This is a genomic window from Pseudomonas sp., from assembly GCF_030150285.1.
Taxonomy (GTDB): Bacteria; Pseudomonadota; Gammaproteobacteria; order Pseudomonadales; family Pseudomonadaceae; genus Aquipseudomonas.
Genome location: NZ_JASLGE010000070.1, coordinates 1 through 12,639, shown reverse-complemented (window position 1 = coordinate 12,639; position 12,639 = coordinate 1). Strand labels below are relative to the sequence as shown.

At 55.5% G+C, this 12,639-nt stretch carries 10 protein-coding genes and 1 pseudogene; 6 read left to right on the top strand and 5 right to left on the bottom strand.

Annotated features, from left to right (window positions below):
- Positions 1–123: 123 nt before the first annotated feature.
- Positions 124–966, bottom strand: a complete 843-nt coding sequence (gene pcaR, locus Q1W15_RS15525) for a pca regulon transcriptional regulator PcaR (protein ID WP_300730070.1) — start codon at positions 964–966, stop codon at positions 124–126.
- Between the two features lie 791 nt (positions 967–1,757).
- Between pcaR and Q1W15_RS15520 the strand changes: the two genes are divergently transcribed.
- Positions 1,758–1,952: a hypothetical protein gene (locus Q1W15_RS15520; RefSeq protein WP_300730069.1), complete on the top strand. Its 195-nt coding sequence runs from the start codon at positions 1,758–1,760 to the stop codon at positions 1,950–1,952.
- A 342-nt stretch (positions 1,953–2,294) separates the two neighbouring features.
- Complete coding sequence (locus Q1W15_RS15515) at positions 2,295–3,767, top strand: inorganic phosphate transporter (protein WP_300730068.1); 1,473 nt, start codon at positions 2,295–2,297, stop codon at positions 3,765–3,767.
- A 154-nt stretch (positions 3,768–3,921) separates the two neighbouring features.
- Here Q1W15_RS15515 and ccoM read toward each other — a convergent pair whose 3' ends face one another.
- The 3 genes from ccoM to Q1W15_RS15500 form a co-directional block, all read right to left on the bottom strand.
- Complete coding sequence (gene ccoM, locus Q1W15_RS15510; protein WP_300730067.1) at positions 3,922–4,038, bottom strand: cytochrome c oxidase subunit CcoM; 117 nt, start codon at positions 4,036–4,038, stop codon at positions 3,922–3,924.
- Positions 4,039–4,182: 144 nt separating this feature from the next.
- Complete coding sequence (locus Q1W15_RS15505) at positions 4,183–4,344, bottom strand: hypothetical protein (RefSeq protein ID WP_300730066.1); 162 nt, start codon at positions 4,342–4,344, stop codon at positions 4,183–4,185.
- 109 nt (positions 4,345–4,453) lie between these two features.
- Positions 4,454–4,771, bottom strand: coding sequence for an aspartate-semialdehyde dehydrogenase (locus Q1W15_RS15500; protein WP_300730065.1), 318 nt, complete (start codon positions 4,769–4,771; stop codon positions 4,454–4,456).
- A 174-nt stretch (positions 4,772–4,945) separates the two neighbouring features.
- Here Q1W15_RS15500 and rapA point away from each other — a divergent pair, with 174 nt between their 5' ends.
- Both rapA and Q1W15_RS15490 read left to right on the top strand, forming a co-directional pair.
- Complete coding sequence (rapA, locus tag Q1W15_RS15495; RefSeq protein WP_300730064.1) at positions 4,946–7,792, top strand: RNA polymerase-associated protein RapA; 2,847 nt, start codon at positions 4,946–4,948, stop codon at positions 7,790–7,792.
- 234 nt (positions 7,793–8,026) lie between these two features.
- Complete coding sequence (locus Q1W15_RS15490; protein WP_300730063.1) at positions 8,027–10,231, top strand: EAL domain-containing protein; 2,205 nt, start codon at positions 8,027–8,029, stop codon at positions 10,229–10,231.
- Between the two features lie 170 nt (positions 10,232–10,401).
- Here the strand turns inward: Q1W15_RS15490 and Q1W15_RS15485 are convergent, their stop codons facing one another.
- The gene (locus Q1W15_RS15485; protein ID WP_300730062.1) at positions 10,402–10,707 is read right to left on the bottom strand and encodes a DUF2288 domain-containing protein; all 306 of its coding nucleotides are present in this window, start codon (positions 10,705–10,707) and stop codon (positions 10,402–10,404) included.
- Positions 10,708–11,063: 356 nt separating this feature from the next.
- On the opposite strand from Q1W15_RS15485, the gene Q1W15_RS15480 reads away from it, so the two are divergent.
- Together Q1W15_RS15480 and Q1W15_RS15475 are read left to right on the top strand one after the other, a co-directional pair.
- Positions 11,064–12,203 carry a branched-chain amino acid ABC transporter substrate-binding protein gene (locus tag Q1W15_RS15480; RefSeq protein WP_300730161.1) on the top strand — a complete coding sequence of 380 codons (1,140 nt, stop codon included), beginning with the start codon at positions 11,064–11,066 and terminating at the stop codon, positions 12,201–12,203.
- Positions 12,204–12,463: 260 nt separating this feature from the next.
- Positions 12,464–12,639: pseudogene (locus Q1W15_RS15475) on the top strand (branched-chain amino acid ABC transporter permease LivH); the annotation flags it as partial.

Here is a 12,639-nt window from a genome sequence, read left to right as displayed (position 1 = left end):
AGAGGGCACCGGATAATCAGCAGGTTAAGCCGCCGTACCCGGTCAAACAATCCGATAATCGACTATGTGTTCGATTAACGAACACATAGTTAGCTAGCTGTGTAATAGCCGAAGCAGAACGAATCAAGTAAACAACTGAGCACTCAGTTCGCGACTGGAATTGAGCATGATCGGCAGAAAGCGCTGTTCCAGTTCTGTGCGGGTAACACGGCCCGCATGGGTGCTGACATTCAGGGCCGCCAGTACTTGCCCCGAGGCGTCATAGACCGGCACGGCAATCGAGCGCAAACCTTGCTCCAACTCCTGATCCACTACACACCAGCCCTGAGTGCGCACTTGTTTGAGGCATTCCAACAAGGCCTCGGGGGTGTGCAGCGTTCGGCTGGTCTTGGCCTGAAAATCGCCATGAGACAAGTATTCGTCCAGCGTCACGTTGTCCAGCGCCGCCAGCAGGATGCGCCCCATGGAGGTGCAATAGGCCGGCAAACGCCCACCCACGGAGAGATCCACAGAGATCAAACGCTGAGTGGTCGCTGAACGAGCGATGTACAAAATGTCGTCGCCTTCGAGCGTCGCCATATTGCAGGCTTCATGCAACTGCTCGCTCATGCGATCCAGGTAGGGCTGCGCCGATACGGCCAAAGGTGTCGAAGACAAATAGGCGTGGCCCAGAGTCAACACTTTGGGCAACAGTGAATAGGTGCGCCCATCGGTGGTGGCATACCCCAACTTGATCAAGGTATAGAGGCAACGGCGCACCGCCGCGCGGGGAATTTCAGTCCTATGGCTGATTTGAGCAATGGTCAGGTGCCGCTTGCGCTCCTGAAACGCCTGCACCACGGCCAAGCCTCGGGCCAGTGAAGCCATAAAATCGGGGTCGCCTGCAAACGCCTGAATGCGCTTGGCGGGCGATGCCACAATCGGCGGCGCAATACAGGCAGCCACATTACGCAATTGCTCACTCATTCCCTGCCCCCTGCTGATTTACTTATTTATTATTGCAGACCAAACCCGCCGGACAGGCCCTGTGCGCCAGCGGTAATGGGCGATTATCGAACCAATGACCGATAATCGCAATATAACGGTATTAACACACCCGGCCGCTGTCATACGAAAGGTTCCGCCATTTCCCTACAGGGACAAGATAATGATCAATCCGCGCAAAGAAGAAACTGCTGACCATGATTGAGCCAACCATTATTTAAACAACGAAAGGGGCAAGTCATCTGCACACGCCGCAGTAGCGCTGAAAGAAAAACACTGTTTATGATTGAACGATTTTAAACCCGCTCAACACATTGAATAATTCATCAGGATAACTAATAGCCGGAGCCACTAATAATGCGCACTGCGCAACTCGTTTAGTCACGAGTGCACCTCCACTGATAGCCACTTGGAAGTTGACGCAACCGAACTTATTCAGCGATAGTAGAGCCATTACTCAGACCCTGGAGGGCCTGCACGTAATTGAATGTACCGGATCGAACATATCCACCCATTGGATCCAATTTCACGCGTGAATCCAATCCGTGAATATGCCCTGAAACGTTAAGTGCACGGTATGTTATTTTTCATTGGGGTGAACACTCACCGCGGCACAGTCATCCATTAGTTGATGATCGGGCCGCGCGCGGAGCGATTGGTTTAATCTTGACGGTGTGTATGAGTAATACGAGTGCACCCGCAACCGTCAGTTGGTTCTTCATTGCCCCACGAAGGTTCATCGATTTTTATTTCCACTCTATTTAGGTAACACTGTGACGAAAGACGAACTGCGCGCAGAACTTGAGCGTCAGGAACAACGTTACAAGGATGTTTACGGTGGTGAAGTGACGACCTATGCCGCCCAGCCCGAGCCCGAGCGCAAGCCTTGGCGCAAACGGGCAAGCCTGCTCGATCAAGCCTTCACGGATGAAATACAGAAAATTGAAAAAGAGCGTAAGGGTGACTAACTTCTTCCTGCGGCGTTGATCTGGCACTCCGCCTCTGGCACCCCCTGTACACGGGCCAGAGCAGCCGTTTTGTGAAACGGTGTGGCCATACACCCCGGCAAAGCTTCCGATTTGAGAAATTTCACACGCTCATTTCAGACCTTTGCGCGCGCCAACAAGATCCTTCCTGAACGCTTAAAGCCTTTGATATCAGCGGCTTGCAGGGTAGTCCAGGCATTGGCAAATGAATGTGTCTTACAAAGTTTTTCATTTTTAGATGTTACCAACAGGCAGCTAATGCATCGATTACCGGGGTTTTCTGGCATAATTCCGCCCCCTTTATGACCGTGTCAGAAAACCTTCATGATCGATCTATTAAGCGGATTGGACGCCTGGGTTCTTATCAGCCTCTTCTTCGCCCTAGCCTTTGTTCTCGCCTTTGAGTTCATTAACGGCTTTCATGACACCGCAAACGCGGTAGCGACTGTCATCTACACCAAAGCCATGCCGCCTCACCTGGCGGTGTTTTTTTCCGGTGTGTTCAATTTTCTCGGCGTCCTGCTCGGCGGGGTCGGTGTGGCATATGCCATCGTCCACCTGCTGCCCGTAGAGCTGCTGGTCAATGTGAACACCGGTCACGGCCTGGCAATGGTGTTTTCGCTGCTCGCTGCAGCCATTACCTGGAACCTGGGCACCTGGTACTTCGGTATTCCGGCATCCAGCTCCCACACCCTGATCGGCTCGATCCTCGGTGTCGGTCTGGCCAACGCCCTGATTACCGGCATTCCCGTGAGTGAAGGTGTGAACTGGCAGAAGGCTATCGATATTGGTGCCTCACTGGTGTTCTCGCCCCTCGCCGGTTTTCTGCTAGCGGCTCTGGTGTTGATTGGCCTCAAGTGGTGGCGCCCTGACTCCAAGATGCACAAAACCCCGGAGCAGCGCCGCAAACTGGACGACAAAAAGCACCCGCCATTCTGGAACCGCCTGGTGCTGGTGATTTCTGCCATGACCGTGAGTTTTGTTCACGGCTCCAACGATGGCCAGAAAGGTATCGGCCTGATCATGCTGGTTCTGATCGGTATCGTGCCGAGTGTTTTCGTGCTGGACCTCAACAGCACCACTTACCAGATTGAGCGGACTCGCGACGCCACCCTGCACCTGAGCCAGTTCTATCAGCGCAATCACGACACCTTGAGCGATTTCCTGGCGCTGGGCAAAAGCGCCAAGGGCGACCTGCCAGAACAGTTCAGCTGTAACCCCCAGCAAACCGAGCCAACCATCACGGCCTTGCTGGACTCGCTGAAAGGCGTATCGGACTACCACTCGCTGTCCGCGGAAAAGCGTATCGAGATCCGTCGCTACCTGCTGTGCCTGGACGATACCGCGAAGAAAGTCAGCAAGCTGCCCCTACTGGAGACTCGCGAGAAGGCGGACCTCGAGAAGCTGCGTAAAGACCTGACAGCCACCACTGAATACGCTCCGTTCTGGGTGATTCTGGCGGTCGCTCTGGCACTGGGCCTGGGCACTATGGTGGGCTGGAGACGCGTGGTTAAAACCATCGGTGAAAAGATCGGCAAGCAAGGCATGACCTATGCCCAGGGTATGTCGGCGCAGATCACCACAACGGTCGCCATTGGCTTGGCCAACATCTACGCCCTGCCCGTGTCCACGACGCACATTCTGTCGTCGGGTGTGGCAGGGACGATGGTCGCCAACAAAAGCGGCCTGCAAGGCGGTACGATCAAGACCATCCTGATGGCTTGGGTATTGACGCTACCCGCTACTGTTGCCTTGTCTGCCGCACTGTTCTGGCTCGCCTCCACAGCGCTCGGCTGATAACACACGCGGCACAAAAAAGGTACGCCCCTCACAGGGCGTACCTTTTTTTATGCGCCGCGATCATGCCAACCCTGTACACCTTAAAAAGGGCACAAAAAAATAGGCGACCGAAGTCGCCCAAAATGCCTTGCGTGCTCTGCGTGCGAAAGACTCAGCGCTCTTTACGCTTTTGTGAGTCTTTCCAGATAAAAATGCCCAGACCCGCAAAAAACAAAACCATAAGGCCGACGGTAACGACTCCAGCGATAACCACATTATCGAGAAACATGACGGCCTCCTGTGCGTGTCTGTGTGTGTTGAAGCTAGATTAACCAGACACGCACAGCGAGAACTTGACCGGGATCAATGTTGCCCCTCACCCCGGCCGGGCCCGGAAGGCATTGTTGACTCAGATCATGAGAAACGCTGTTGGTCAGCGCTTTTTAGGCTTCTTCTTGGGTTTTTTACCCGCTTTGGCAAAAGGCAGGGCTTGCTCGAAGGCGGCCCGCACTTCATTCAGACGTTTTTCTTTGAGGTCATGTACACGCTTTATGCGTTCAGCGTTCAGATCGATCAGTTTGTTGTCTTCGCTCATATCGCATCGGGCCACTGTCTGTGAGTTCTAGTCGAGGTACCGCACGGCGTTGGCCGCAGGCTCTCGGCCAATAATGCGACGCACTGGCACGCGAGGCCAGAAAAAAGGGTCAGACCTTGATATCAACCCACAGCCCCTGACGCTGCATGCCGTCAACCGACGGGGCTGCAGGCTCGGTACCATCGCTGGCCGGGCCGCCCGACTGGCCGTCCTCAGCCGCTTCATCACGACGCTGCTGTTGCTGGCGCTGCTGCTCTTCACGCAATAGCAATGCCGCTTCATCACGCTCGTGATGGGCCAGGTTGATCGCACTGTCCCCGGAACTGGCCTGTGCTGGCACTACGGGCGGGATATCGGGACGAGGGCGTGCAGGATCTTGTTGGGACGTCACGGGTACAACGCTGAGCGGCAAGATAGGCGGCAGCATACGTATCGTTCTCCTGTAAACCAGGTTATCGGTTGTCAGCCGACCAACGTGAAGCCGCTCATCGTAAATCGTTCCGGCGCTTGAACGCCCGAGCAGCTTTTTCATGAGAGCCTTTGGACTGAGGCCCTTGTTCCGTTAATATACTCGGCTTTTTCAAAGCGGGAGTCAGGCAGCATGGCGCAGCAGTATCAACCGGGGCAACGCTGGATTAGTGACAGCGAAGCTGAGCTAGGGTTAGGCACCGTTCTGGCACAGGACGGTCGCTTGCTGACCGTGCTCTATCCGGCCACTGGCGAGACCCGCCAATATTCGCTGCGCAACGCACCGCTCACACGGGTACGGTTCTCACCGGGTGACTCGATCATCCATTTCGAAGGCTGGAAGATGACCGTGCGTGAAGTCGAGGACGCCGATGGCCTGATGGTCTATCACGGGCTCAACGAGCACAACGAAGCCGTTACCCTGCCCGAAACCCAACTGTCGAACTTCATCCAGTTCCGCCTGGCCAGTGATCGCCTGTTTGCCGGGCAAATCGACCCGCTCTCCTGGTTCTCGCTGCGTTATCACACCCTCGAACACACCAGCCGTCAGTTGCAATCGCCGCTCTGGGGCCTGGGTGGGGTTCGCGCGCAACCGATTGCACACCAATTGCACATTGCCCGCGAAGTAGCGGACCGCATCGCCCCACGGGTATTGCTGGCAGACGAAGTGGGCCTGGGTAAAACCATCGAAGCGGGCCTGGTGATCCACCGTCAACTGCTCAGTGGCCGCGCCAGCCGCGTGCTGATCGTCGTGCCAGAGAACCTCCAGCACCAGTGGCTGGTGGAAATGCGCCGTCGGTTCAACCTGGAAGTTGCGCTGTTTGACGAAGAACGTTTCATCGAAAGCGATGCAGGCAATCCTTTTGAAGACAGTCAACTGGCACTGGTTGCCCTGGAATGGCTGGTCGATGACCCCAAAGCCCAGGCCGCACTGTTTGATGCCGATTGGGACTTGCTGGTCGTCGACGAAGCCCATCACCTGGTGTGGCACGAAGACAACGTCAGCCCTGAATACGGCCTTGTAGAACAATTGGCCGGTGTCATCCCCGGCGTTCTGCTGCTGACCGCCACCCCGGAGCAACTGGGGCAAGACAGTCACTTCGCACGTTTACGCCTGCTGGACCCTAACCGCTTCCACGACCTGGCGGCTTTCCGTGCTGAAAGCGAAAACTACCGCCCGGTAGCCCAGGCCGTTCAAGAATTGCTGGACAAAGGCCGCCTGTCGCCTGAAGCCCAGACAACGATTCATGGCTTCCTGGGCGCTGAAGGTGACGCCTTGCTCGCGGCCGTCAACGAGGGCGATGCCGAGGCCAGCGCCCGTCTGGTGCGCGAACTGCTTGACCGCCACGGCACCGGCCGCGTTCTGTTCCGTAACACCCGCGCCGCTATTCAGGGCTTCCCCGAGCGAAAACTGCATGCCTACCCGCTGCCGTGCCCGGACGAATACCTTGAACTGCCTCTGGGTGAACACGCCGAGTTGCACCCTGAAGTCAGCTTCCAGTCCCAACCGGAGGCCAGCGACGAGCAACGCTGGTGGAACTTCGACCCGCGTGTTGAGTGGCTGATTGACACACTCAAGATGCTCAAACGCACCAAGGTACTGGTGATCTGCGCCCATGCCGAAACGGCCATGGACCTGGAAGACGCTTTGCGCGTGCGTTCCGGTATTCCGGCCACCGTGTTCCATGAAGGCATGAATATTCTTGAGCGCGATCGCGCCGCCGCCTACTTCGCGGATGAAGAGTTCGGCGCACAAGTGCTGATCTGTTCGGAAATTGGCAGTGAAGGCCGCAACTTCCAGTTCGCCCATCACCTGGTGCTGTTCGACCTGCCGTCCCACCCGGACCTGCTGGAGCAGCGTATCGGCCGTCTGGACCGGATTGGCCAGAAACATATTATCGAACTGCACGTGCCTTACCTGGAGACCAGCCCGCAACAGCGCCTGTTCCAGTGGTACCACGAAGCGCTGAATGCGTTCCTCAATACCTGCCCGACCGGTAATGCACTGCAGCACACCTTCGGCCCCCGTCTGCTGCCGCTGTTGGAGGCCGGCGACGATGAAGAGTGGCAAACCCTGATCGACGAAGCCCGAGCCGAGCGCGAACGCCTCGAACAAGAACTGCACACCGGCCGTGACCGCTTGCTGGAGTTGAACTCCGGTGGCTCTGGCGAAGGCGAAGCGCTGGTTGAAGCGATTCTGGAGCAGGACGATCAGTTCACCTTGCCGATCTATATGGAAACGCTGTTCAACGCCTTTGGCATCGACAGCGAAGACCATTCGGAAAATGCCCTGATCCTGCGGCCGAGCGAAAAAATGCTCGACGCCAGTTTCCCGCTGGGCGACGACGAAGGCGTGACCATCACCTACGATCGCAACCAGGCCCTGTCCCGCGAAGACATGCAGTTCATCACCTGGGAACACCCGATGGTGCAAGGTGGCATGGACCTGGTGCTATCGGGTTCTATGGGTAACACCGCCGTTGCCCTGATCAAAAACAAGGCACTGAAGCCGGGCACGGTGTTGCTGGAACTGATTTACGTCAGCGAAGTCGTTGCGCCCCGCTCCTTGCAGCTGGGCCGCTACCTGCCGCCAGCGGCACTGCGCTGCCTGCTCGACGCCAACGGCAACGACCTGTCGTCACGGGTGTCCTTCGAAACCCTGAATGAACAACTGGAAAGCGTGCCTCGCGCCAGCGCCAACAAGTTTATTCAGGCACAGCGCGACAGCCTGACACCGAAAATCAATGCGGGCGAAGCTAAAATCACCCCGCGTCACGCCGAACGCGTGGCCGATGCCCAGCGCAGGCTGGCTGCCGACACCGAAGAAGAGCTGGCGCGCCTGACAGCCCTGCAAGCTGTCAACCCGAGCGTTCGGGACAGCGAGCTGGTCGCGCTGCGCAAGCAACGTGAGCAGAGCCTGGCAATGCTGGAAAAAGCAGCCTTGCGCCTTGAAGCCATTCGCGTACTGGTTGCCGGTTAATTCATTGACCTTAACAAACACCCCATTCCCGCAACGGGAATGGGGGCATCTGCTGCCACTTCCCCCCTCCATTGCTCCGTCAGCAGACCTCGCGATAACGCACATCGGACTAATGACAAAATGATAGGTATCATTTAGCCATCATTTACTACACAAATGGCTCTCAGCCTCTACACTGGGTATCAAGCCAGGCTGCGACACTTGGCAAACTTCGTCTTGGTGTCGAGGCACGCTATGGAATGGCAAAGACTACATCTCCCAGGAACTCATCTTGAGGACGGGCACCTGCTGTTGAGTAGCAGCCACAACCCGTACTTGGTACTCCTCGCTTTTTTGGTGGCCTGCGGCTCCAGCTTGGCCACCTTGCACATGATCGAGCGCGCAGCCAATGCCGAAAAGCCGACTGCCAAGGCTATCTGGCGATGGCTGGCGGCCAGTTGCCTGGCAGGTGGCATCTGGGCCATGCACTTCATCAGCATGTTGGCATTTGAAACCCCCTTCCAGATCCGTTACGACCTTATCATCACTATCGTTTCGTTACTGATCATGTGGGCCGCCGCCCTCATTGCCATGGCCCTGCTCAATCGCCCGTCGATGTCTCAGGCTCACCCAAAGCTGGCAGCACTCGTTTTAGGGCTCGGTATTTGCTGCATGCACTATGTCGGCATGTCAGCCATGCAGTCCCACAACCTGGCACACTACAACCCGTCACTGATTGCACTCTCACTGGTGCTTGCCGTTGGCAGCAGCTACTGCGCGCTCTTGCTCGGCATTTCCCTGCACACCAGCAGCGGCATCCTCCATCAGTTTTTCAAGTACGCCATCAGCATCGTCGCCGGGATTGCCATTATCAGCGTGCATTTTGTCGGTATGTGGGCGCAGCACAGCTATTCACCGGCAGAAAGCGCTGGGCACCTCGGCATTGAGAATAATCACTGGCAATTGGCCTTGATGGTCGCTTTGATCGCACTTTTACTCATTGGCAGTAGCATCAGCGCAGCCCTTGTCGACAAGAAGTTGCAAAATAAAGAGCAGGACCTGCGCCGTGTCAACGCACTGCTCAGGCAGTTGGATCAGGCGCGGATGTCCTTGCAACAAGTCGCCCATTACGACCCGCTGACCAATTTGATCAATCGCAGAGGCTTCAATCAGATTTTTGCTGAAAAGCTCACAGAGTGCGCGGCAAAAAACAGCAAACTTGCGGTCATCTTCCTTGATATCGATCATTTCAAACGCATTAACGACAGCCTGGGCCACGATGCCGGGGATGATCTGCTTAAAACCATCGCCACCCACATCAAAAGCGCCGTTCGCACCCATGACGATCTGGTAGCGCGCTTTGGTGGTGATGAGTTCTGCATCTTGATCAACATCAACCACCGCGATGAAGCGCAACACATGGCACAGCGCATCATGCTCAAAATGAAAGACCCTATCGCATTGGCAGGCCGCCGAATGGTGATGACCACCAGCATCGGCATCAGCGTCTTTCCCGATGACGGCACCACCAGTTCCGAGCTGCTCAAGCACGCAGATCTGGCGCTCTACCAGTCCAAAGACAACGGTCGTAACACCCTGAACTTCTTCAGTTCCAACCTTAAAGCACGCGCGTCTCTGGACCTGCAGATAGAAGAAGAGCTGCGTAACGCACTCAATGATGACAACGGTCTTATGGTGTTTTACCAGCCCATCTACGACCTGAAGAAAGGCTGTGTCGCCAAACTGGAAGCCTTGGTGCGCTGGCAACACCCCGAACACGGCTTATTGGGCCCCGAGCGCTTTATAGGCATTGCCGAAGCGAATGGCCTGATTGCCGAACTGGACCTGTGGGTGCTGCGCAAAGCCTGCCATGACTTGGCAGCCCTTTCCCGTCTGGGCCGCCAACACTTGGGGCTTACGGTTAATTGCTCAGCCCTTAACCTGGTAAGGCCGGCCCTTGCCGACGAAATAGCCGGCATCTTGCGCTCATCCGGCATTGCGCCTCACAGGCTGGAGCTCGAAGTCACAGAAAACGCGCTCATGAGCAACATCAACAACACCTCTAACTTGTTGCGTCAGATCCGGGCACTGGGCGTCTCGTTGTCCATTGACGATTTCGGTACCGGCTACTCCTCTCTGGCCTACCTGAAACGCCTGCCACTCAACACCTTGAAAATCGACCGTTCCTTTATCTACGACATTCCAACCAGCGCTCAAGACATGGAAATTGTCCAGGCTATTATCGTGATGGCCCATACCCTGCACCTGCAAGTGGTCACAGAAGGGGTGGAAAACCTCCAGCAATTCGAATGCCTAAAGCTCCACGGCTGCGACTTTATCCAGGGTTTTTTGCTCAGTCGGGCGGTGCCTTTTGCCGAATTGCATGCACTGCTGGAGCGGCTCAACAGCCACTCCCTGACGAATCCGGATTACGCTGCGCTACAACTCTCCGGGCCTTAAGTGACCGCCCTATTCCAACCTGCTCGGCCTTGCCTGGTATAAAAAACGCCACCAGAAGACTTGTGGCGTTTCTTCACGGCAAAATGCCATTACTCAAAAAACGAGTTACGGAGCTACACACTTACTGCATTCAAATGCGTGTAACCACCGCTCGATTTTGGTGCAATTTCTTATTTTTCCGCCCTTTCCTGGATCATTACCCAGGGCGAGACTACAACTGCCCACAGCAGTGGGTTACGCCCAGAAAAGTCCTGAGCCTGCGCGTCAGACAGCTTGTTCAGGGTTCCCGCGGCCATCCAGGCCGCCACTGTGAGTGCCTCATCCTGGCTCACGGCCTGCGCCGCTTCAATCAGGTCCAGTGTTGGATCGACCCACAGCAATTCCCCCTTGGCGAAGAATTTTTCAAGGGCCTTCCATTCGATAATTGAGGTCTCGCCAATCAGCTTGGCATAGAGGGTGCTAGGTTCTTGGTTCATGGGTTTCACCGGGTAAAAAAACGCGCAATGATAGCGCTGCACACCCGGTAGAAAAACCCGATTCAAGGAAGAGGAACGAAGAAAGAGTGAAAGGTCAGGGGTCACGACCCCAAGCTGGCAACATTCTGATAACTATCACGATGTTAATCCGCCGCCATTCTGTCTCTTTCTTGCGTTAAAGCGACATTTCCTGTTTTTTCCCCTGGCTGACCGCTATTCAAGCGCTGAACCGGCGCTCTACACTGTACCGGTACAGTTGCAAGGGGGATTGACCGGGAATTTCGTTCACAGAAGACCCGGTCCGGCTGCCTTGGCTTCCAGGACTATAAAAAATACAACAGAAGAGTGGAGCACCAATAAAGATGGCTACTAAGCAAATTACTAAACTGTTCGCTGCTATGGTGTTGGCCGGGGTTGCCAGCCATTCGTTTGCTGCAGACACCATCAAGATCGGTATTGCGGGTCCTAAAACCGGGCCTGTTACACAGTATGGCGACATGCAATTCACTGGTGCCAAGCAAGCTATCAAAGACATCAACGCTAACGGCGGCGTCGATGTTGGCGGCACGAAGTTCATGCTTGAAGCTAAAGAATACGACGATGCCTGCGACCCGAAACAAGCCGTCGCGGTGGCTAACAAGGTCGTTAACGACGGCGTCAAGTTTGTAGTCGGTCACCTGTGTTCAAGCTCCACTCAGCCGCCGTCTGACATCTACGAAGACGAAGGCGTCATCATGATTACGCCGGCCGCCACAGCGCCGGAAATCACCGCTCGTGGTTACAAGAACGTCTTCCGCACCATTGGTCTGGACAGCGCCCAGGGCCCGGCTGCAGGCAACTACATCGCTGATCACGTGAAACCTAAAGTGGTTGCTGTATTGCACGACAAGCAGCAATACGGCGAAGGCATCGCCAGTGCCGTTAAGCAGACGCTTGAGAGCAAAGGCACCAAAGTTGCCGTATTTGAAGGTGTGAACGCCGGCGATAAAGACTTCGCGGCGATCATCGCCAAACTCAAGCAAGCCAATGTCGATTTCGTTTACTACGGCGGCTACCACCCGGAGCTGGGCCTGATCCTGCGCCAAGCCAAGGAAAAAGGCCTGAACGCCAAGTTCATGGGCCCAGAAGGGGTGGGCAACGACTCCATCTCTCAAATCGCCCAGGGCGCATCGGAAGGCCTGCTGGTGACCCTGCCGCAAGCGTTCGACCAACAGCCTGAGAACAAGGCGCTGGTTGCCAAGTTCGTAGCAGAAAAGAAAGACCCTACCGGTCCGTTCGTGTTCCCGGCCTACACCGCTGTTGAAGTCATTGCCCAAGGCATTGAAAAAGCTAAAACTCAAGACACTGCAAAAGTCGCCGAAGCCATCCATGAAGGCACATTCAAAACCCCGATGGGTGAGCTGAGCTTTGACAAAAAAGGCGACTTGAAAAACTTCAAGTTCGTGGTCTACGAGTGGCACTTCGACAAGCCTAAAACGGAAGTAAGCCCACAGTAAGGGCTGGCTTTTGACCTGATCACAAAGCCCACTGCGCGAGCGGTGGGTTTTGTTTTAAGGACATGTATGCCCCCTCTTTGTATCGGAATATGGGCCGCGCTTTCGTGATCCGAAAGTCTCCCCACCTGAAAATCTTTAAAACCGTCACCAGCGGTTCGCTGGCAGAAGACTTGCGCTCAAAGAGGGTCAAAACCCTTACAGCCCAGGCCGGAAAATGACTCCACCAGTGAAATGCGTCTCAGGTTTTTAGGAGCTTTGTAATGCCTGACATCTATCACTTCTTCCAAATGCTGGTTAACGGCCTCAACGTTGGCAGCACGTATGCCCTGATCGCCATCGGCTATACGATGGTTTACGGCATTATTGGAATGATCAACTTCGCCCATGGCGAGGTGTACATGATTGGTTCCTACATTGCGTTTATCGCCATCGCCGG

Bases quoted from the DNA above. Each gene is read 5' to 3' on its own strand.
- rapA (WP_300730064.1), top strand. From the start codon at position 4,946: ATGGCGCAGCAGTATCAACCGGGGCAACGCTGGATTAGTGACAGCGAA.
- Q1W15_RS15490 (WP_300730063.1), top strand. From the start codon at position 8,027: ATGGAATGGCAAAGACTACATCTCCCAGGAACTCATCTTGAGGACGGG.
- Q1W15_RS15505 (WP_300730066.1), bottom strand. From the start codon at position 4,344: ATGAGCGAAGACAACAAACTGATCGATCTGAACGCTGAACGCATAAAG.
- Q1W15_RS15515 (WP_300730068.1), top strand. From the start codon at position 2,295: ATGATCGATCTATTAAGCGGATTGGACGCCTGGGTTCTTATCAGCCTC.
- Q1W15_RS15485 (WP_300730062.1), bottom strand. From the start codon at position 10,707: ATGAACCAAGAACCTAGCACCCTCTATGCCAAGCTGATTGGCGAGACC.
- pcaR (WP_300730070.1), bottom strand. From the start codon at position 966: ATGAGTGAGCAATTGCGTAATGTGGCTGCCTGTATTGCGCCGCCGATT.
- Q1W15_RS15500 (WP_300730065.1), bottom strand. From the start codon at position 4,771: ATGCTGCCGCCTATCTTGCCGCTCAGCGTTGTACCCGTGACGTCCCAA.
- ccoM (WP_300730067.1), bottom strand. From the start codon at position 4,038: ATGTTTCTCGATAATGTGGTTATCGCTGGAGTCGTTACCGTCGGCCTT.